Raw genomic sequence first — 21,155 nt, 5'->3', positions numbered from 1 at the left:
CGACAAGAGAGAGAACGCGTGCGGCGCTCAGTTGCCGCGAGAGAGGGATTTTTTGCTGGAGTCCCAAAGGCGAATCGATCAGCCCGGCGTCGACAGCATTCCTGCATTGTAGCGCAGCCCCCATTGATCCAGCGCACCCTGCATGTCTTGCGGCAGCGCGGCATGGAAAACCAGTTCCTCACCACTCACCGGATGCGTAAACGCCAGCCGGAACGCGTGCAGCGCCTGCCGGTTCATCGCGCCGACGACCGAGCCGCCATAGAGCACGTCGGCCAGCAGCGGGTGATGTATCGACGCCATGTGCACGCGGATCTGGTGCGTGCGGCCGGTGTGCAGCGTGCAGCGCACGAGACAGCCCTCGTCCACGCTGTCCAGCACGGAAATGTCGGTCTGTGCGGTCTTGCCCGGGTTGCGATCCAGATCGACGACCGCCATGCGCAGCCGATTGCGCGGATCACGACCCATCGGCGCATTCACATGGCGCTCGCGCGCGCCCACCCAGGGGCGGTGCGCAATCGCCAGGTACTGGCGGCTGACCTCGCGCGCGGCGATCATGCGCACCAGCGCATCCATGGTCTGACGCGAACGCGCGACCACCATCAGGCCGCTGGTGTCCTTGTCGAGCCGGTGCACAATGCCCGCACGCGGCAAGGCGCGTGCCTGCTCGTCGCGGCCCAGCAAGGCATTGAGCAGCGTGCCGCTCCAGTTGCCCGCCGCCGGATGCACCACCAGCCCTGCGGGTTTGTGGACCACGAGCAGATGCTCGTCCTCGTAGACCACGTCGATCGGCAGGTTCTCGGCCTTGAAGGCCTGACTCTGCTGCGTGGGCCGCATCTCGACGCGCAGCCGGTCTCCGGCCGCCACCTTGGCCGCGGGCTTGACCGCCTGCCTGCCATTGAGCTCGACCGCACCGGCAGCCTGCAATTGCTGGAGATAGCTGCGAGAAAACTCGGGAACGAAATCGGCCAGCACCTTGTCGAGGCGGATCAGATGCTGGGCCGGAGCTACGACGAATTCCCGCACCTCGGCTGCGCCCGTGGCCGCAGCGTCGTGGTCGATATCGTGGTCGCTCTCGTCGCTATCGTTGTCGTGCTCGTTGATCGCGTCCTGCAAAGCAATCGGGCTGGCGTTTGCACCCAGCCCGTTGTTTTCGTTCGCATCACCGGTGATTGCTTCGGGGCCCGGCTGCCGCAATGTCGCGGCAGCGGGTTGGGTCTTCCTGCTGGCCAAGATGCAAGCCAGTCAATCAACGTGAAGGCAGGTAGCGCGATGGATCGACCGGCTTGCCCTGACGGCGGATCTCGAAGTGCAGCTTCACGCGATCGGTGTCGGTACTGCCCATCTCGGCGATCTTCTGGCCCTTGCGCACGTTCTGGTCTTCCTTGACCAGCAGCGTCTGGTTGTGCGCGTAGGCCGTGAGGAAGGTGTTGTTGTGCTTGAGGATGATCAGATTGCCATAGCCACGCAGACCGGCCCCGGCGTACACCACACGGCCGTCGGCGGCAGCCATCACGGGATCACCCGCCTTGCCGCTGATGTCATAGCCCTTGTTGCGCGCCTCGTCGAAGCCCGCGATCAAGCCGCCGCTCGCGGGCCACATGAAATTGAGGTCATCGCCACCCGCCGACGGTGCGGGAACGGACACGGGCGCTGGCGCAGGCACGGGTGTGGCCGCAGCCGACGCCGTGGAAGCCGCCGATGCTGGCTGCTTGGCCGCGCTCGCGGCTGGCGATGCGCCGACCGGACGGGTCTCGGTGGCCGCCGTCGTCGTCGTCGTCGACGGAGTCTGTCCCGGCGGCACGACGCGCAGCACCTGACCGACCTCGATCACGTTCGCGTTTTCCAGATTGCTCCAGCGAGCGATGTCCTTCCAGCTCTGGCCGTATTCCAGGCCAATGCGGATCAGGGTGTCACCGGGCTTCACGGTGTAGTAGCCCGGCTTGCCCATGTTTTCATAACCGGGCAGGGTCTTGGGATCGATGGCGGACGTGCCGGAGGAACTCGGAGCCGACGTGCTCGAGCCCGCAGACGTTCCACGATCCTCCACGGGAGCCCTGTTCACCGAGGTGCTGCCGCAACCGACCATCAGCACGGAGGCCGATGCGGCACAGGCCCAAGCCACAAGACTACGCGATAAATTCATAACTACATTCCTTCAGACGACCCCGATTTTAGGGGGACGAAATTCACGGCTTCCAAAATGGTCTGCTTGAGCCCTGCCGTGGTCTTGTCCACCACGAGAAGTACCTGCTTCCCATCCGGGCCAGCCATGGGGCGACGAGACGGCCACCCACGGCAAGTTGATCACACCATTGTTCAGGCAATTTTTCACCACCGGCGGCCGAGATGATGGCTGCATAGGGTGCCCCCTTGGGGTAACCCAGCATGCCGTCACCCAGAATCAGATGCACATTGGTGAGTCTGAGGGGACGCAGGTTGTCACGAGCCTTCTCGTGCAACGCACGAAGCCGCTCAATGGTATACACCTCCTTGGCGATCCTACCCAGAACTGCCGCCTGATAGCCGCAACCGGTGCCTATTTCGAGCACCCGACCCAGGCCCTGCGTCTTGACCGCCGGTGCGCCCAGCAGCAATTCCGCCATGCGCGCGACGATACTCGGTTTTGAAATGGTCTGTCCCAGGCCGATGGGTAAACTGGTGTCTTCATACGCCTGATTGACCAGCGCGCTGTCGACGAAACGGTGGCGCTCCACGACTCCCATGGCGGCTAGCACGGGCGCGGAGCCAATGCCGGATTCGGCGAGCCGACGCACCATGCGGTCGCGCACAGCCGAGGAGTCCAGCCCCACGCCCACCGGCGCAGGTGCCGCGCGCGGCACGGCGCGCGCCGGATTGCTCATAACAGGCTTGGGCGCTGCGGGATTGGCTCCGGCACCCGGCCCGGGACCAGGCAGGCGGGCCGGGAAACCCGGACGGCGCTGGTTCATGCGGCCTCCTTGCCGGACTGCTGCAGCGCCTGCCCCCAATAAACCACGCGTTCGTGATCGGTGAGATCGACCTTCAGCGGCGTCATCGACAGATGCCCATGCGAGGTGGCGTGGAAATCCGTGCCTTCGGCCTCGTCAAATACCGCACCGGCGCTGCCGATCCAGTACATCGTGTCACCGCGCGGGCTTTGCTGCTCGATCACGCGCTCGGCCGCATGCCGGCGTCCCAGACGGCACACGCGCATGGGCTTGAGCGCATCGACCGGCATGTTGGGAATGTTCACATTGAGCAGCCAGGGCACGCCGCCGAAGTGCTTGCCCGCCTCGAGTTGCTGCACGAACTCGCGCGCCTTGTGCGCTGCGGCCTCGATCTCGCCCCAACCCTTGTCCACCTGAGAGAAAGCGATTGCGGGGATGCCAAACAGATAGCCCTCCATCGCCGCACCCACGGTGCCGGAATAAATGGTGTCGTCACCCATGTTCGCGCCGTTGTTGATGCCGGCCACCACCAGATCGGGCTTGTAGCCCAGCAAGCCGGTCAGCGCGATGTGCACGCAGTCCGCAGGTGTGCCGTTCACATAGCGGAACCCGTTGGCGGCCTCATGCACGTAAAGCGGCGAATGCAGGGTCAGTGCATTCGATTTGGCGCTGTTGTTGTGTTCGGGAGCCACCACCTCGACATCGGCAATGGTCTTGAGAGCGTCGTGCAGGGCCACAATGCCCGGCGCCTGATAGCCGTCGTCGTTGGAAATGAGAATCTTCATGGTCTCAAATGCTGAATACCGGATTGTAGGTCGCGCAGAACCAAAAGGTGACATTGTGCTTCGAGATGCTGATAGCGTTCTCGGTTGTCCCTTGCAACGCCGAAATCGCGCTATCGTGGGTGTTCCACTAGCACCACATCCGCCGCCCGTCATGTCGATGATCGCCTCTCGCCGCCAATGGCTGATTCGCGCAGCGCAGCTCTCCACCCTGTCCGCAATCCCGCATTGGGCATGGTCGCAGAACGCGAAGTGGCAGCACGACCCGTTCGGTCTGGGCATTGCAAGCGGCGATCCGTCGCCCGACGGCTTCGTGCTCTGGACGCGGCTCATGACCGTGCCCGCCCTGCCCGTCGGCACGGCATCGCCGCCCGAAGCGCTCAGCGTGTTCGGCCCGCAGACCGTGCGCTGGGAAGTCGCGCACGACGAGCAATTCCGTCAGATTGCCGCACGCGGCACGGCCGGGCCGATCCGGCGCTGGCCCACAGCGTGCATGTGGAGGTGCGCGGCCTGCCCTCCGGGCGCTGGTTCTTCTACCGCTTCATGCACGGAAATGCCGTCAGCGCCACGGGCCGCACGCGCACGGCGCCCGCCGCACACGAGTTGCCGGGGCGGCTGCGCGTGGTCTACGCATCGTGTCAGCGCTGGGAGCACGGCTTCTACACCGCATGGCGCCACGCGGCTGCGCAGTCGCCAGATTTGGTGTTGTTTCTCGGCGACTACATGTACGAGTACGCGCGGCCCGCCAGACCCGAAGGCCTGGCGCGTGTTCACGAACTCCGCTTGCCGCACACGCTGGCCGACTTCCGCGACCGCTACGCGCTGCACAAGAGCGACCCCGATCTGCAACGGGCGCACGCCGTCGCGCCCTGGCTCGTTACCTGGGACGATCACGAAGTGCAGAACGACTACACGGCCAATCAAGGCAAGGACGGGACGACGGCCAATTTCCTGCTGATGCGTAGCGCCGCGTGGCAGGCCTTCTACGAACACATGCCGCTCAGGGCTTCGACGCTCGCGGCCCAAGGCGGCTTTCACAGCCTGAAAATCTACCGGCGCCTGCAATGGGGTCAACTGGCGCGGCTGCACCTGCTCGACGCCCGCCAGAGCCGTGACCGCCAGGCCTGTCGCCCGCCCGGCGGCGCGGCGAACCCGGTGCAAGCCACCGAATGCAAGGAACTGCTCGATCCCGCGCGCAGCTTCCTGGGCTGGGATCAGGAACGCTGGCTTGAGCAGGGCCTGCTCGCCGATGCACGTGCGCGCTCCCCGCGCTGGAGCGTGATTGCGCAGCAGACGCTGTTCACGCCGAGAATCTATCCATCGGGCAGCCAGTCGTCCGAAACCTGGGATGGCTACCCGCCCGCGCGTGATCGCCTGCTGCGTGCCATCGACGCCCATCCGCCGCGCAACAGCGTCTTTCTGGGCGGCGACATTCACCAGAATTTCGTTTGCAACGTAGAAGCCGTCAATGCGCGCGAGCGCGACGGAAAGAGGCCCCGCGTGATCGCCAGCGAGTTCTGCGGCACGTCGATCAGCTCACGATCGGGCACGACCCAGGACAAGGTTGACGCCATCCGCCATATCAATCCGCAGGTGCTGCTGGCCCGCTGCGACGAACGCGGCTACGGACTGTGCGACATCACGCCCACGCGATGGAGCACCCGCTTGCAGGCCGTGGTCGATCCACTCAACGCCGACAGCGCGGTGCGTGAACTGGCGCATTTCGTCGTCGAAGACGGCAGGCCCGGACCGCAGCCGGGCTGATCATCAAGGGCTGATCGCGCCAGACATCGCCGATCTGCGCCGCTTCTTCCTGAGCCAGTTGCGAGTGAACGCCAGAGCGGGCTTTTCCACCCAGAACCACGAAGCCGCAGCAAGCACCAGCGTCAGAGCCAGCGATAGCGCCATGCACACGGACAGAGACCAGCCTCTGCTCAGCGATATCTCGGTCACCGCCTGCTGGATCGGGAACGCGTAGATATACACCCCATACGACAAATCCTCATGCGGCTGGCCACGGGTTGCGTTGCGTCCCCAAAAACCGAGAAAAAACACCATGCAACTCACCCCTACCCACAGGCCAAGCTGGATCACCATCGCGTCGGCGCTGCTGCGCGCTGCCAGCAGTGCCGAGGCGCCCAGCACCGCCATCCACCAGTGGCTCTTGACATCGGCCCGCGCAAACGCGCTGCCGATGAAGAAATAAACGCCCAACGAGGTCAGTTGCCGCATCGACCAGAGATCCTTGAACCACACCGGCGCGCCCGCAGGCACGTCCGGCCAATCGAGCCGCATTGCCAACAGCCAGATGGCCGCAAGTGCCATCGCCCACAGCGCATACAGTGCGCGAAACCGCCTGCCTCCGAGCCATGAAACCAGCGCGAGCAACACATACATGGCAAGCTCGTAGCGGATCGTCCAGAGCGAACCATTCACCGTGAACGCGAAGGGATTGCGCTCGAACACCCCGGCAGCACCTGCACCGTCGCAAGCCCGAATGCGTTGTTCAGCAGATTGGCCCAGGTCACCGGACTGCCCCAGTAATCAGCCTGCGTCCAGGTCGTCATCGCCGCACCGACCACGGCCACTGAAAACACGGTCGCCACCACCAGCCCGGAAAAATCCGCCCGGCCCGTTTGACCGAATAATCGAGCCAACCGTCGCTGCGCGCCCAACTCTGCGCGATCAGGTAACCGCTGATGAAGAAAAACACATAGACCGCCACCGCGCCAAGGCTGTGACCGGCAAACGGCACAGGCAGATCGAGTCGATAAAGAAACCCGCCATGGTTCCACAGCACCGCGAGCGCAGCCAGCAGGCGCAGAAGATTGAAGTTGTTGCGGTGATCAGCGGACGGTTGCACAAAAACGGGGGCAAGGAGTAAGGGCACCGGCGATTGTCGTTGAACAAGACCGCTCAGCGTGTACCCAGCGGGAAGTCGCGGACAATAGCCGCTCTCCAAACGGACAGCACGGCCCGAAACTGACAGCATGAACGAACCATCAGTACAAAAACCAGCGTCTGCGGAATCTGATTTTTCGCAGCACACGCCGATGATGGCGCAATACCTCGCCCTCAAGGCCGACCATCCGGACACGCTGCTTTTCTACCGCATGGGCGACTTCTACGAGGTGTTCTACGAGGACGCGCAGAAGGCTGCGCGCCTGCTCGACATCACACTCACGCAGCGTGGCCAGTCGGCGGGGCAGCCGGTCACCATGGCCGGGGTGCCGTTTCATGCGCTCGAGAATTATCTGGGTCGGCTCATCAAGATGGGTGAGTCGGTGGCGATTGCCGAGCAGGTCGGTGAAGTCGGTGCGGCCAAGGGGCCGGTGGAGCGCAAGGTCGTGCGCGTGGTCACGCCGGGCACGCTCACCGACAGCGAACTGCTGTCCGACAAGAACGAATCGATTCTGCTGTCCGTGCACCAGGGGCCACGCGCCAAGGCCGGGCTCGCGTGGCTCAGCGTCACGCAGGGTGTAGTGCATCTGTCCGAATGCACGCATGACGAAGTGGGCAACTGGATCGCGCGCATCGCACCCAGCGAGGTGATTTACAGCGCGGGCGTCACGCAACGCTTTGAAGAGCAACTGGTCGAGCTGCGCCACGGCGGCGTGCTGACCTGCCCGCTGAGCCTGCGCCCCGACTGGCAGTTCGATGCCGCACTCGGCGAACGCAAGCTGCTCGAACATCTGGGCGCCGCCAGTCTGCAAGCCTGGCATGCCGAGGGTTTGCAGCACGCGCATGCGGCCTGCGCCGCGCTGCTCACCTACGCCGAGCACACACAGGGCCGCGCGCTGACCCACGTGCATGGCGTGCGCGTGCAGCGCAACAACGAACTGATCAATCTGCCCGCCACCACGCGCCGCAATCTGGAACTGACCCGGACGCTGCGCGGCGAGGAAGCGCCCACGCTGTTTTCGCTGCTCGACACCTGCATGACCGGCATGGGCAGCCGGCTCCTGAAGACCTGGCTGCTCGAACCCGCCCGTGAACGCACTGCGGCGCGCGAGCGCCTTGCCGCCATTGGCGTGCTGCGCGGAGCGGGCTCGGGCAGCAACAGTCCCTGGCAGATGCTGCGCGCCGAACTCAAGGGCGTGTCGGATGTGGAGCGCATCACCGCGCGCATCGCCTTGCGTCAGGTGCGCCCGCGTGAACTCGTGGGCCTTGGCAACACGCTGGAAAAATCCCATCTGCTCTCGCAATTTCCGCGCGCGCCCGAGCCGTTTCTCGCGCAACTGTTCGACGATCTCGTGCCACCCGCCGACTGCACGCAACTGCTGCGCTCGGCCATCATGGAAGAACCTGCGGCACTGGTGCGCGACGGCGGCGTGATCGCCACCGGCTTCGATGCCGAACTCGACGAATTGCGTGGCATCCAGAACAACTGCGACAGCTTTTTGCTCGAACTCGAAACCCAGGAAAAGCAACGCACCGGCATTCCCAATCTGCGCGTGCAGTTCAACAAGGTGCACGGCTTCTACATCGAGGTCACCACGAGCTATCTCGACCGCGTGCCCGACAACTACCGTCGCCGCCAGACGCTCAAGAACGCAGAACGCTTCATCACGCCCGAACTGAAGACCTTCGAGGACAAGGCGCTGTCCGCTCAGGAACGTGGGCTCGCGCGCGAAAAATTCCTCTACGAACAGATCCTTGACCAATTGCAGTCCCATGTTCCGGCGCTCACGCGCCTGGCCGGAGCGCTCGCCACGATCGATGCGCTGTGCGCGCTCGCCGAGCGCTCGCTCACGCTCGACTGGTGCGCGCCGCAGTTCGTGAACGAACCCTGCATCGACATCGACGCGGGCCGCCACCCGGTCGTCGAGGCGCGGCTGGCCGAGACTTCTTCGGGGCCTTCATTCCCAACAACACGCGCCTGAACGCCAACACGCGCATGCAGATCATCACCGGCCCGAACATGGGCGGCAAATCGACCTATATGCGACAGGTGGCGCTGATCGTGCTGCTCGCCAGCATCGGCTCCTATGTGCCCGCAGCCGCGTGCCGACTCGGCCCCATCGATGCGATCCACACACGCATCGGCGCGGCGGACGATCTCGCCAACGCGCAATCGACCTTCATGCTCGAAATGACCGAGGCCGCGCAGATACTGCACAGCGCCACGCCGCACTCGCTGGTGCTGATGGACGAGATCGGGCGCGGCACCAGCACCTTCGACGGCCTCGCCTTGGCCAGCGGCATCGCCACGCATCTGCACGACCGGACCAAGGCGTTCTCGCTGTTCGCCACGCATTATTTTGAGCTGACCGAATTGTCCACGCGCCACGGCCACGCGGTGAACGTACACGTCGGGGCGACCGAGTCGGGCAACGACATCGTCTTCCTGCACGAAATCCAGCCCGGCCCAGCAAGCCGAAGCTACGGCATCCAGGTCGCAAAACTCGCGGGCGTTCCGGCCGGCGTGATCAACCACGCACGCCACACCCTCGATGCACTCGAATCCCGTGCGGGCGAGGACGAAACCCAGGTCGACCTGTTCGCACCGCCGCCCGAGCCGCTGCAAGCCGGCATCAGCCAGGTCGAGCAGGCGCTGGGCAACATCAACCCCGACGCCCTGAGCCCGCGCGAGGCGCTGGACGCGCTGTATCAGTTGAAAAGGTTGGTGGGGTGACGTGGGTCTCAGGGCAGAGACCCACTGCCGCATGCAGTTGACACCGTAAAACTGCAATTCACGACACGCGTTCTGCAGACCGTCGCAACCCGCTCGCGCGACGCGGTAGTCGCGTTGCACATTCCGTCCATCACAACGACGGAATGCCATATGACGCCCTTGATTGCCACCCATGCGACGTTCGCGCTGATCGCAACGCTCGCGGGAGCCTTGGCGCTGTTCGCCGGCAGGCAGACCGCACCAATCCTCAGCTTGCATCGAACGGCTGGCCTGGTCTTCGTGCTGTTCATGATCGGGACGGCGGGGACCGCCACGTTCCTGCGCAGCAGCAATGCGCTCAGCTGGCATGGGTTCTCGCTGGTTCATCTGCTGATCCCGCTGACAGCTTTAGGACTGGCCCGCGCGTTCTGGCATTTGCGTCACCAAAACATCGCAGGTCATCGCCGCCTGATGCGGATCGTCTATTTCGGTGCCTGCGTCGTCGCTGGCTTGCTCACGCTGGCTCCGAATCGCCTGATCGGTCGATGGCTCTGGCATACGCTGAGCGCGATCTGATCTTTACGTACCCCGTTCAATTTTCTCGGAGGAACACGCATGTCCGCCCACACCATCCACGCCAACGACACTGCTGAACGGCTACAAGATCTGGCCAGGTGCCGAGCGCGCAAGAAGCTGGGCTGGTATATGCACGCCGCCATCTACCTGATGGTCAACGCCGCACTGACAGCGCTTTCGCTACATCAGGGCAAACATTGGTCCCTCTACCCCATGGTTTTCTGGGGTTTCGGCTTGTTGGTGCATGGAGCCAGCGTTTGGCTGATTGCGCCACGTAGCGCCTGGTGGCAGCGCATGGTCGAACGGGAAGCCAAGGCCATCGAGCGCGAACGTCGCGCCGACCATGGTCGCCTCCCGTCGTAACATGCCGCTGTCATGCCGACTCACACCATCACACTGCCACAGCTTGCGCGACATGCCGCAGCGACGCTATTCGTCTGCCTGTTGATCACACTGGTGCTTACGCTCGCTGGCATGAGCTCCTGGGATGTCAACCTCGTGTACTCCGTTTCCATCGGAGTGCTGAGCTGGCTGACCATTGAATTTGCGCGTTTTCGCCTGAGCAACAACCATAGCGAACACGCTTGGCCGCATGGCTGGCGCGGCGTGGCCGTGGTCGCACTGGGCATCGCCATCGGGGTTGGAGTTGGCGGGTGGATCGGCGATTCCTACCAGACGCTGATGCATCCGCAAGCTGCGCGTGACAACGTGTCGCTCCTGGTGTTGCCGGTAGTTATCACCATCGCTGCCAGCGCCACCCTATCCTTCGTTTTCTATCTGATCGGCAAGTCGCGCCATTTTCAGATGCAGGCCGCACAAGCGGAGCGGCAAACGGCGCAAGCGCAACTGCAGGTGCTGCAAGCACAGCTCGAGCCCCACATGCTGTTCAATACGCTGGCCAATCTGCGAGCGCTCGTCGCCACGCAACCTGAGCGTGCCGAGATCATGCTCGACCATCTGATCGACTATCTGCGCGCGACGCTCACCCACTCCCGCCAGCAAGAGCATACGCTGCGCGACGAGTTTGCGCGGCTGCGGGATTATCTTGAAATCATGCAGATTCGCATGGGCCAGCGCCTGACCTTCACTCTCGATCTGCCTGATGCGCTAGCCGAGGTTCGCGTACCACCGCTACTGCTGCAGCCTTTGGTCGAAAACAGCATACGACACGGACTTGAGCCGCAGATACATGGCGGAGCAGTCCGTGTCAGCGCTCGCCCGGTGGACGATGGCGGACGATGCCACGGCGTGGAACTCTGCATATCGGATACTGGCCCGGAGTTCAACCCATCCCCGCTAGAAGCCAGTGATGCCAGATCAGGAAAGCACCTCGGTACCGCGCTAGTGCGCGAGCGTCTTGCTACACGTTATGGTGATCGGGCGCGCTTCGAACTGCGTCCGGCAACCCAGGGCACGGGCATGATCGCCTGCATCGTCATTCCCATCGATCCATCCGCATGACCTCCAACGAAACATTCCCTACCGCACTGATCGCAGAAGATGAGCCACTCTTGGCCGAGCAACTGCGCGCGGCGCTTTCCAGGACATGGCCCGAATTGCGGATCTGCGCCATGGTGGACAACGGAATTCGCGCGGTGCAGGAGGCGTTGGCGACGTATCCGGACATTCTTTTCTTCGACATTCGCATGCCCGGTCAAAGCGGGCTGGAAGCTGCTGCCGAACTGGCCGATGCCTGGCCTGTGTCGGTGCGTTTTCCGGCGCTGGTGTTTGTCACTGCGTATGAAGAGTACGCCATCGAAGCTTTCGATGCGCAGGCCATCGACTATGTGCTCAAGCCGGTTCAATCAGAGCGTCTTGCGCGCACCGTTCAGCGACTTCGGGAAAACTGGTCACGACGCTGTCAGGAAAGCAACATCGGCGATGCGCTCGATCATGCAGTGCACCAGTTGCAGAAACTCCATACACAATCGCAAAGTCAGCAACAGAACGAGCCAAATCCGCTGCAGTTTCTACAAGCAACCGTTGGTAAAAGCATTCATCTGGTGCCGGTACAGGACATTGTCTATCTCGAGGCAGCCGACAAATATGTGCGTGTGCTGACGCAAGGTCGCGAATACCTGCTGCGTACGGCGCTCAAGGACCTGCTGCCGCATCTCGATGCACAGCAGTTCTGGCAAGTGCATCGCGGCACCGTCGTGCGTGCGGCCAGCATTGCCCGCATAGATCGTGATGAAGCGGGCAGGCTATGGATCGCCCTGCGCGAGCGCCCTGAAAAAATCGCTGTCAGCCGAATCCATGCATCTCGCTTCAAGTCAATGTAAGCACCCCATCCCACTCCACATCCTGCATCGCGTCCCAATGCGTGACGATCACGCAGCGCCGTGCCGTGGCGAATCGCTCTTGCTGATCTTCCACCGTGAACTCGTTGAGCGTCTCCTGCACGTAGCGCATTGACGGTTTGTCGAGTGCGGCGAGCGGCTCGTCGATCAACGTGATCGCCGCACCACTCGCCCAGGCCGCCGCCATCCAGAGTTTGCGCAGCGAGCCGGTGGACAGCGCCAGCAGTGGTTTGTGCATGTGCTCGTGCAGCGCGAAGCCTTCGATGTGCCGCTCGAAATCGGTTGCCGACCATTGTGGATAACCGGGTGCGTTGCTTTCGATCCAGTCGTGGCAGGTCGCCGTGCGTTCGGCTTCGGCCCTTTCGGCGCGCGGGTGTTGCCAGAAGATTTCGCCCGGCTGAACTGCGCCCGAGTGCCAAACAGATGCTCCACCTCGCCCGCGTACGGCTTCAATGCGCCCGCGAGCGTGCAGAGCAAGGCCGTCTTGCCGACACCCTCGTCGCCCTGCACGAGATGCAGTCCGGCATGCCAGGCGTGATCGGGGCATTGCAGTTGCGGGCCGTTCGCGTAGCCAAACCGCAGCCCTGTGACGCGCAGCATGGCAACGAAACGGGGCGGGCTCGGGTCTCCGGTATTCATGGTGTCTGTCTTGGGTCGGGTGAGTTCGGGCGAAAATGCGATCCCGATTTTCCACCACCTGACTACCGCCGTGACGCAATCACTCGACTATCTGATTTTTGACTACAGCGAAGACGACGAAGGCAATGGCACCTGGGATGCAATGGCCAGCGTGCCTGCTGGACGGCTCGGTGCCCTTGCGGGCGAGGTTGAGGCAATTCTGCAATGGGCGGGGCGCGCTTTCCCTGGACGACGCGGCGCCATCGAAGACGGCGGGGACTGGGATTTCGACCTGCATGCGCAAGATGACGCGGGTGAGGCGCTGAGCGCGCGATATGACGAGCACGCCGCGCGGATGCAGGTTCACGCGGCCCGCACAGGTCACACCACGATCACGCTCACCGTGTCGGGCAGCGCGGCTTTTGCCGAGGCCTTTCGCGAAGCGTTCTGCATCGAGGGCGACTGAGCACAAACCTAGCGGACTACCGGTTCTTCAAAGCTCCCGGCGACGTTCTTGAGCAGCGTATTGACTGCGGCCAGGCGGCGGTTCTGCACGTCGATCAGGCTGCGCTCGGCGCTTAGCACCGTGGTCTGTGCGCTCAGCACGTTCAGGTAGGTCACGATACCCGCCTTGTACTGGTTGTTGGCAACGGTCAGCGCCTTGCGTGCCGCCGCTGCGGCCTCGGTCTGGACCTGCAGTTCGCGCGTCAGCGCATCGGCCATGACAAGGTTGTCCTCGACTTCCTGCAATGCGGTGATCACCGTTTGCCGATAGGTGGCCGCCGCCAGATCGAGCTGGGCGCGCGAGGACTCCACCGCAGCGCTGCGTGCGCCACCATCGAAAATCGACAGCGCGAGTGCCGGCCCGAGCGACCAGAACAGGTTGGGCGCGCTCAGCAGATTCGACAGCGTGGAACCGCGAAAACCGGTTGCCGCAGACAAGGTCAGCGACGGGAAGTAAGCCGCGCGCGCCACGCCGATCTCGGTGTTGGCGGCGGCCACGCTGCGCTCGGCCGCAGCGATGTCCGGGCGCTGTTCCAGCAGTTTCGACGGCAGCATGGCGGGCACCATGGGCGGCGTCGGTAGCACGCCGGTTTCGGACAGGCTGAACGCAGCAGGGGCCTTGCCGAGCAGTGCCGCCAGCGCGTGTTCGAGTTGCGCACGCGTCGATTGCGATTCGATCAACTGCGCTTCGGTGCTTTTGTACTGTGACTCGGCCTGCGCGACATCGGCGGACGACGCGACACCCGACCTGTAGCGATTGCGCGTGAGTTCCCAACTCTGCGTGTAGGCGTCCAGCGTTTCCTTGAGCAGGCGTTGCTGGGCCTCGGCCGCGCGCAGCGAGAAATAGGTTTGGGCAACCGACGCCTGCATCGACAATCGCGCCGCGGCGAGGTCATAGCCGCGAGCTTGAGCGGTGGCTTCGTCCGCGCTCACCATGCCGGCCACGCGCCCCCACAGGTCGACCTCCCAGCTCGCATTCAATCCGAGCGAAAAATTGTTGTTGATGCTGCCGCTGCGCGAAGTGGTCTGGCCGGTGGATGAGTCGGTGTAGTTACCGCCACTCGATTTGGCGCGCGAGCCGCTGCCGGTCGTGCCGATGGTCGGGAACAGCGACGCACGGCTGCTGGCGACGGCTGCCTGCGCGGCGCGCACCCGCGCGGCGGCCTGGGCGAGCGTCTGATTCCCGGCCTGCGCCTCGCTTTGCAAGCCGTCGAGCGTGGCATCGCCGTAGAGCTTCCACCACTCTGCGGGAACATCCACCGGCGACGCGCCGTTTGCCCCGGTGCGCGCCGGTTGCCAGATACCGGAGGCATCGGCGAGCTTCGCGGCCTCCTTGAAGTGTTCGGGCACGTCGAGCGACGGGCGCTGATAGGGCTCTTGCGTAGAGCAGCCCGCAAGCAGCAAGGCAATGGACAACAGGCTCAGTACAAACGGTTTGGTCATTCTGTCTGGATGGTGTTTCTTCACGTTCATTCCCCCGTCTGGATCGCGGGTTGCGATACGTGCGTTGGCGCTGAACGGCGCAGCCACCACGGACGATTCGCCCAGCCACGCACGACGCGGTTGCGCGCGCCCTCGAGCAGCACGTAGACCACGGGCGTGGTGTACAGCGTGAGCAACTGGCTCACCAGCAAGCCCCCCACGATGGCAATGCCCAGCGGCTGGCGCAATTCCGCGCCATCGCCACGTCCGAGCATCAGCGGCAGCGCGCCAAAGATGGCCGCCATGCTGGTCATGAGGATCGGTCTGAGGCGCAGATCGCAGGCGCGATAAATGGCTTGCGCGGGGGTGACGTGGCCGTCCTTTTCCCGCGCGAGCGCGAAGTCGATCATCATGATGGCGTTCTTCTTGACCAGCCCGATCAGCAGGATCACGCCGATGAAGGCGATCAGCGAGAACTCCGTCTTGAACAGCATCAGCGCCAGCAGCGCTCCCACACCCGCCGAGGGCAGCGTGGAGAGAATCGTGAGCGGATGCACGAGGTTTTCATACAGGATGCCGAGTACCAAGTAGATGGTGATGATGGCCGCGAGAATCAACAGCGGCTGCCCCGCGAGCGCCTGTTGGAAGGCCCCGCCGTGCCGCTGAAACTGCCGCGCACCGACACCGGCACGCCAAGCTCGGCGACCGCCTTGCGGATCGCATCGTTGGCCTGCGACAGCGACACACCCGGCGCAAGGCTGTAGCTCACGGTGCTCGCAGGTGTGCCGCCCTGATGGCTCACCGACAGCGGCGTGTTGGTCGTGGTGATCTGGGCAAACGCGGTGAGCGGCACCTGCTCGCCGGTCTTGTTGACGAAGAAGAAGCCACGCAGCGTCTCCGGGCTTTGCAGAAAGCGCGGTGCGGCCTCCATCACCACGCGGTATTGGTTGAGCGGGTTGTAGATCACGCCGACCTGCCGCTGGCCGAAGGCATCGTTGAGCGTGGTGTCGATCTGCGCCATGGTGAGCCCCAGGCGCGCGGCTGCATCGCGATCCACCACCAGCGTGGTCTGCATGCCGTAGTCCTGCACATCGCTGTTGACGTCCTCGAGCTCAGGCAGCGTCGAGAGCACCTGCCGGATGCGTGGCTCCCAGGCGCGCAGATCGGCGATGTCGTCGGCCTGTAGCGTGTAGTCGTATGCCGCCATGCTCTGGCGTCCACCGATGCGGATGTCGGTCTGCTTGATCATGAAGAGCCGCGCGCCGGGTTCGTTCTTGAGCTTTTCGCGCAGGCGGTTGATCACCTCGTCGCTCGATACCTTGCGTTCGGCCATGGGTTTGAGCGACATGAACATGTTGGCCGAATTGCGCTGACCGCCGCCCGTGAAGCCGGTGACGTATTCCACCGCCGGGTCTTCCTGCACGATGGCGAGAAAGCGCTTGATGCGCCGCTCCATGGCCTGGTAGGACGTCGCCTGATCCGCGCGGATGAAGCCCATCACGCGGCCCGTGTCCTGATCGGGGATGAAGCCCTTTTCGATCACGCGATACAGTTGCACGTTCAGCGCGATGACGCCGAGCAGCACCAGAATCACGATTGGCTGATGGCGCAGGCACCAGGCCAGCGTCTTGCGGTAGACGGCCATCGAACGGTCTTCCATGCGGCCAATGGCCGCAGAGAAACGATCCCATGCGCGGCCCAAGCGGCCGCGCACCCGCTCGGCTTTCGCCTTGTTCTCTTGCTCAGGCGTGCGCAGCAGGGCCGCGCACATCATCGGGGTGGTGGTGAGCGACACCAGCATCGACACCAGGATCGCCGCAGACATCACCACCGCAAACTCGCGAAAGAAGCGACCCACGATGCCGCCCATGAACATGATGGGAACGAACACCGCGATCAGCGAGATGCTCATCGACACCACGGTGAACCCGATCTCGCGCGCACCATCGAGCGCCGCGCGCACGGCAGACTTGCCACGCTCCATGTGGCGCATCACGTTTTCGAGCACGACGATGGCGTCGTCGACCACGAAGCCGGTGGCCACGGTGAGCGCCATGAGCGAGAGGTTGTCGAGCGTGTAGCCGCACAGGTACATCACGCCGAACGTGCCCATCAACGATGCCGGCACGGCAACCGCCGGGATCAGCGTGGCGCGCAGATTGCGCAGGAACAGGAACACCACGAGGATCACGAGCGCAATCGAGATCACGAGCGAGCGCTCCACCTCTTCCACCGAGGCGCGCAGCGTGGGCGTGCGGTCGGAGACGATGGTCATGTCGATGGCCGCAGGGATCGACGCCTTCAGTTGCGGCAGCAGCGCGCGCACGCGCGCCACGGCTTCAAGGATGTTGGAGTCGGGTTGCTTAAACACCTGCAGCAGGATCGCGGGCTTTCCGTTCATCACGCCGTAGTTGCGCACGTCCTGCACCGAATCGGTCACCTCGGCCACGTCGGACAAGCGAATCGCGTTGCCATTAGACCAACTGAGCACCAGCGGCGCGTAGTCCGCAGCCACTCGCGCCTGATCGTTGGTGGCCACCTGCCAGTAATGATCTTCGCGCTCGACCGCACCCAAGGGCCGGTTTGCATTGGTCGCCGAAATGGCAGTGCGCACCTGCTCCAGCGAAACGCCATGGGCGGCCAGCTTCACCGGATCGAGTTCCACGCGCACCGCAGGCAGCGCGCCGCCGTTGATCGATGCCTGCCCCACGCCCTCGACCTGCGAGAGCTTCTGCGCGAGTACGGTCGAAGCCGCGTCGTACATCTGCCCGCGCGTGAGGGATTCCGAGGTCAGCGCGATCATCAGGATCGGCGCATCGGCGGGGTTGATCTTGCGGTAGGTCGGATTGCTCGGCATGCCCGAGGGCAGCAAGGTGCGCGCCGCATTGATGGCCGCCTGCACGTCGCGCGCGGCGCTGTCCACGGTGCGTGTCAGATCGAACTGCAGCGTGATGCGGGTGTTGCCGAGGCTGGAGCTCGACGTCATCTCGTTCACTCCGGCAATCGCTCCGAGCGCGCGTTCGAGCGGCGTCGCGACGGTTGCGGCCATGGTGTCGGGCGCGGCACCGGGCAGGCTTGCGGTCACGGAGATCGTCGGATAGTCCACCTGCGGCAGCGGCGCAACCGGCAGCAGGAAGTACGAAATCCCGCCCGCCAGCGCCAGTCCGATCGTCAGCAGCATCGTGGCGATGGGCCGAAAGATGAACGGCGTGGACAGGCTGGACCAGCTCTTCATGGCGCCTCTCCCAGGCGGCGTTCCTCTTCTTCCTGTTCTGGATGCGTGAGCTTGACCGGCGGCAGGCCGCGCTTGACGCGCCACCTTTCCATCCAGCCCTCGAACGTCAGATAAATCACGGGCGTGGTGAACAAGGTGAGCAACTGGCTCACGATCAGACCACCGACCAGCGTGACGCCCAGCGGGTGCCGCAGCTCGCTGCCCACGCCCGTTCCGAGCATCAACGGCAGCGCGCCCAGCAATGCCGCAAGCGTGGTCATCAGGATCGGGCGAAAGCGCAGCATGCAGGCCTGGAAGATCGCGTCGTGCGCGCTGCGACCCTCGTCGCGCTGAGCTTCGAGCGCGAAGTCGATCATCATGATGGCGTTCTTCTTCACGATGCCGATCAGCAGCACGATGCCGATGATCGCGATGATGTCGAGGTCCAGTCCGAACAGCAACAGCGCGAGCAGCGCACCGACACCTGCCGATGGCAGCGTGGAGAGAATCGTCACCGGATGGATCGTGCTCTCATACAGCACGCCGAGCACGATGTACATGGTGACGATGGCCGCCAGCACCAGCAGCAGCGTGTTGGACAGCGACGCCTGGAACGCCAGCGCCGCACCCTGGAAATTCGCGTCCACCGACAACGGCAGCCGGCCCTCGTCGCGCATCGTCTTCATCACGTCCTGCACCGCCTGCACCGCGTGGCCGAGCGACACACCGGGCGCGGTGTTGAACGAGATCGTCGCGGCTGGCAACTGTCCCACGTGATTCACCGACAGCGCCATGCTGCGTTCTTCGACGGTGGCAATCGAGGTCAATGGAACCGGTGGCCCGCTCGACGATGAGACATAGATGGATTGCAGCGCCTCGGGCCCGATCTTGAACTGCGGCGCGACCTCCAGCACGACGCGGTACTGGTTCGATTGCGTGAAGATCGTGGAAATCAGGCGCTGGCCGAACGCGTTGTACAGCGCCGTATCGATGCCTGCCACCGTCACGCCCATGCGGCTGGCCTGCGCGCGGTCGATGCGCACAAAGGCCTGTTTGCCGAGGCTTTGCACGTCGCTGCTCACATCGAGCAACTGACCGAGTCCGCGCATGCGCTCGACCAGCGCGGTGGTGCTGGCCGTCAGCACCTCCATGTCGGGCGAGGACAGAAGCAACTGGTACTGCGTGCGCGCCTGGCGATCCTCGATGGTGAGATCCTGCACCGGCTGCGCGAACAGGCGAATGCCGGGAACGCGGCTCGAATCGTCCGAGAGACGGCGCACCACCGCCGCCACGCCGTCACGCTGGCCATGGGGCTTCAGGTCGATCAGCAGGCGACCCGTATTGAGCGTGGTGTTCGTGCCATCGACGCCGATGAACGACGAGATGGATTGCACCGCCGGGTCCTTGAGCAGTTGATCGACCAGTGCCTGCTGGCGCTCGGCCATCGATGCGAACGAGATCGACTGGTCGGCCTCGGTCGTGGCCTGGATCGTGCCCGTGTCCTGCTCGGGGAAAAAACCCTTGGGCACCGCGAAATACAGCAGCACCGTGATGGCGAGGGTTGCGAGAAACACGATCCAGGTGAGGCCGCGATGAGCGAGCACCCAGCCGAGCATGCGCCCATATCTCTCGATCATTGCGTCGAAGAAGCGGCCGGTTGCGCGATAGAGGCGGCCGTGGCTTTCTTCGGGTGTGTGCCTGAGCAGTCGCGCGCACAGCATCGGCGTGAGCGTGAGGGACACCACCGCCGAAATCAGGATCGCCACCGTCATCGTGATCGCGAACTCGTGGAACAGCCGCCCGACCACGTCGCCCATGAACAGCAGCGGAATCAGCACCGCGACCAGCGAAATGGTCAGCGAGATGATGGTGAAGCCGATCTGCCTGGCACCCTTGAGCGCGGCCTGCATCGGCGGCTCGCCCTTCTCGACATAGCGCGCGATGTTCTCGATCATCACGATGGCGTCGTCCACGACGAAGCCCGTCGAGATCGTGAGCGCCATCAGCGTGAGGTTGTTGATCGAAAAACCCGCCAGATACATCACCCCGAAGGTGCCGACGAGCGACAGCGGCACGGCAAAGCTCGGAATCAGCGTGGCCGACGCGCTGCGCAGGAACACGAAGATCACGGCCACCACCAGGCCGATGGCAAGCAGCAGCTCCAGTTGCATGTCCTTGACCGAGGCGCGGATCGTCACCGTGCGGTCGGTGAGTATCTGCATGTCGAGCGATGCGGGCAGCGTCTCCTTGAGTTCGGGCAGCAGCTTCTTGATCGCATCGACCGTCTGGATCACGTTGGCTCCGGGCTGGCGGCGGATGTTGAGGATCACGCCGGCCTGCGAGCCGTGTTCGGGGTTCGCGGCCCATGCGGCCAGGCGCGTGTTCTCGGCCTCATCCACCGTGGTGGCCACGTCGGACAGGCGAATCGGATTGCCGTTCTTGAACGCGATGATGAGATTGCGGTACTCGGCCGCCGACTGAAGCTGGTCATTCGCATCAATCGTCGACGCGCGCGACGGGCCGTCGAACCCACCTTTTGCACCCTTTACGTTGGCCGCGGCGATGGCCGAGCGCACGTCTTCGAGCGTCATGCCATAGCTGGCGAGCGCGGTAGGGTTGGCCTGAATGCGCACCGCAGGACGGCGGCCACCGGCAATCGCCACCAGCCCCACGCCCTTGACCTGCGAGAGCTTGGGCGCAAGGCGGTTCTCGACCATATCGTTCACACGGATCACCGGCAACGATGGCGAAGTGATCGCCAGCGTGAGAATCGGCGCGTCCGCAGGATTGACCTTGCTATAGAGCGGCGGCATCGGCAGATCGCCTGGCAACAGGTTCGAGCCCGCGTTGATGGCGGCCTGCACCTGCTGCTCGGCCACGTCCATCGACATGTCGAGCGAGAAGCGCAGGCTGATGACCGAGGCTCCCCCGAACTCACCGAGGACATCTGGTCGAGCCCGGGCATCTGGCCGAACTGGCGCTCCAGCGGTGCGGTGACGTTCGATGTCATCACGTCGGGGCTCGCGCCGGGATAGAGCGTCGTGACCTCGATGGTGGGATAGTCCACCTGCGGCAGCGATGAAATCGGCAGCAGCCGGTACGCCAGAATGCCCGAGATAAGCACGGCCACCATCAGCAAGGTGGTCGCGATGGGCCGCAGGATGAAGAGGCGCGAGAGATTCATGTGGGCAATCGGCT

13 protein-coding genes and 5 pseudogenes are annotated in these 21,155 nt (G+C 64.0%); 7 read left to right on the top strand and 11 right to left on the bottom strand.

Annotated elements, in window-relative coordinates; all coding sequences use genetic code 11:
- Positions 1-78: 78 nt before the first annotated feature.
- The 4 genes and pseudogenes from H9K75_RS19040 to surE form a co-directional block, all read right to left on the bottom strand.
- The gene (locus H9K75_RS19040) at positions 79-1,059 is read right to left on the bottom strand and encodes an RluA family pseudouridine synthase (RefSeq protein ID WP_226858760.1); all 981 of its coding nucleotides are present in this window, start codon (positions 1,057-1,059) and stop codon (positions 79-81) included.
- A gap of 187 nt (positions 1,060-1,246) precedes the next feature.
- Positions 1,247-2,143, bottom strand: coding sequence for a peptidoglycan DD-metalloendopeptidase family protein (locus H9K75_RS19035; protein ID WP_187723799.1), 897 nt, complete (start codon positions 2,141-2,143; stop codon positions 1,247-1,249).
- A gap of 2 nt (positions 2,144-2,145) precedes the next feature.
- A pseudogene (locus H9K75_RS19030) lies at positions 2,146-2,948 on the bottom strand (protein-L-isoaspartate(D-aspartate) O-methyltransferase).
- Positions 2,945-3,712 carry a 5'/3'-nucleotidase SurE gene (gene surE, locus H9K75_RS19025; protein WP_187723798.1) on the bottom strand — a complete coding sequence of 256 codons (768 nt, stop codon included), beginning with the start codon at positions 3,710-3,712 and terminating at the stop codon, positions 2,945-2,947. Before surE ends, H9K75_RS19030 begins: the two are co-directional and overlap by 4 nt.
- Positions 3,713-3,863: 151 nt before the next feature.
- Between surE and H9K75_RS19020 the strand changes: the two are divergent.
- A pseudogene (locus H9K75_RS19020) lies at positions 3,864-5,473 on the top strand (alkaline phosphatase D family protein).
- Positions 5,474-5,476: 3 nt separating this feature from the next.
- Here the strand turns inward: H9K75_RS19020 and H9K75_RS19015 are convergent.
- Genes H9K75_RS19015 through H9K75_RS19010 form a run of 3 tightly spaced genes read right to left on the bottom strand, consistent with a single transcriptional unit; the run spans position 5,477 to position 6,701 of the window.
- Entirely contained in the window at positions 5,477-6,175 is a 699-nt protein-coding gene (locus tag H9K75_RS19015) for an acyltransferase family protein (RefSeq protein ID WP_187723797.1), read from the bottom strand.
- The gene (locus tag H9K75_RS24155) at positions 6,142-6,306 is read right to left on the bottom strand and encodes a hypothetical protein (RefSeq protein WP_226858313.1); all 165 of its coding nucleotides are present in this window, start codon (positions 6,304-6,306) and stop codon (positions 6,142-6,144) included. The genes H9K75_RS19015 and H9K75_RS24155 overlap by 34 nt, the downstream gene beginning before the upstream one ends.
- Positions 6,273-6,701, bottom strand: coding sequence for an acyltransferase family protein (locus H9K75_RS19010; RefSeq protein WP_226858312.1), 429 nt, complete (start codon positions 6,699-6,701; stop codon positions 6,273-6,275). The genes H9K75_RS24155 and H9K75_RS19010 overlap by 34 nt, the downstream gene beginning before the upstream one ends.
- Positions 6,702-6,762: 61 nt before the next feature.
- On the opposite strand from H9K75_RS19010, the pseudogene mutS reads away from it, so the two are divergent.
- From mutS to H9K75_RS18985, 5 genes and pseudogenes are all read left to right on the top strand, one after another.
- Positions 6,763-9,344 (top strand): annotated as a pseudogene (mutS, locus tag H9K75_RS19005) (DNA mismatch repair protein MutS).
- A gap of 114 nt (positions 9,345-9,458) precedes the next feature.
- Entirely contained in the window at positions 9,459-9,899 is a 441-nt protein-coding gene (locus H9K75_RS19000) for a DUF2306 domain-containing protein (RefSeq protein ID WP_319016843.1), read from the top strand.
- Positions 9,900-9,938: 39 nt separating this feature from the next.
- Positions 9,939-10,262 (top strand): 2TM domain-containing protein, encoded by a 324-nt coding sequence (locus H9K75_RS18995; RefSeq protein WP_187723794.1) that lies wholly within the window; start codon positions 9,939-9,941, stop codon positions 10,260-10,262.
- A gap of 12 nt (positions 10,263-10,274) precedes the next feature.
- The gene (locus H9K75_RS18990) at positions 10,275-11,360 is read left to right on the top strand and encodes a sensor histidine kinase (protein WP_187723793.1); all 1,086 of its coding nucleotides are present in this window, start codon (positions 10,275-10,277) and stop codon (positions 11,358-11,360) included.
- Complete coding sequence (locus H9K75_RS18985) at positions 11,357-12,181, top strand: LytR/AlgR family response regulator transcription factor (protein ID WP_187723792.1); 825 nt, start codon at positions 11,357-11,359, stop codon at positions 12,179-12,181. The genes H9K75_RS18990 and H9K75_RS18985 overlap by 4 nt, the downstream gene beginning before the upstream one ends.
- Here the strand turns inward: H9K75_RS18985 and H9K75_RS18980 are convergent.
- The gene (locus tag H9K75_RS18980) at positions 12,168-12,437 is read right to left on the bottom strand and encodes a hypothetical protein (protein ID WP_187723791.1); all 270 of its coding nucleotides are present in this window, start codon (positions 12,435-12,437) and stop codon (positions 12,168-12,170) included. The two genes, H9K75_RS18985 and H9K75_RS18980, sit on opposite strands and share 14 nt — an antisense overlap.
- Before the next feature lie 471 nt (positions 12,438-12,908).
- On the opposite strand from H9K75_RS18980, the gene H9K75_RS18975 reads away from it, so the two are divergent.
- Complete coding sequence (locus H9K75_RS18975) at positions 12,909-13,283, top strand: hypothetical protein (RefSeq protein WP_187723790.1); 375 nt, start codon at positions 12,909-12,911, stop codon at positions 13,281-13,283.
- An 8-nt stretch (positions 13,284-13,291) separates the two neighbouring features.
- On the opposite strand, the gene H9K75_RS18970 is transcribed toward H9K75_RS18975, so the two are convergent.
- The 3 genes and pseudogenes from H9K75_RS18970 to H9K75_RS18960 all read right to left on the bottom strand — a co-directional run bounded on the left by H9K75_RS18970 (position 13,292) and on the right by H9K75_RS18960 (position 21,141).
- Positions 13,292-14,764: an efflux transporter outer membrane subunit gene (locus H9K75_RS18970; RefSeq protein WP_187723789.1), complete on the bottom strand. Its 1,473-nt coding sequence runs from the start codon at positions 14,762-14,764 to the stop codon at positions 13,292-13,294.
- Between the two features lie 26 nt (positions 14,765-14,790).
- Positions 14,791-17,978 (bottom strand): annotated as a pseudogene (locus H9K75_RS18965) (multidrug efflux RND transporter permease subunit).
- Positions 17,975-21,141: pseudogene (locus H9K75_RS18960) on the bottom strand (MdtB/MuxB family multidrug efflux RND transporter permease subunit). The pseudogenes H9K75_RS18965 and H9K75_RS18960 overlap by 4 nt, the downstream one beginning before the upstream one ends.
- Positions 21,142-21,155: the final 14 nt, after the last annotated feature.

The organism is Diaphorobacter aerolatus, from assembly GCF_014489535.1.
Taxonomy (GTDB): domain Bacteria; phylum Pseudomonadota; class Gammaproteobacteria; order Burkholderiales; family Burkholderiaceae_C; genus Diaphorobacter_A; species Diaphorobacter_A aerolatus.
The sequence above is the reverse complement of the archived record's forward strand: the minus strand, read 5'-3'. Positions and strand labels throughout refer to the sequence as shown.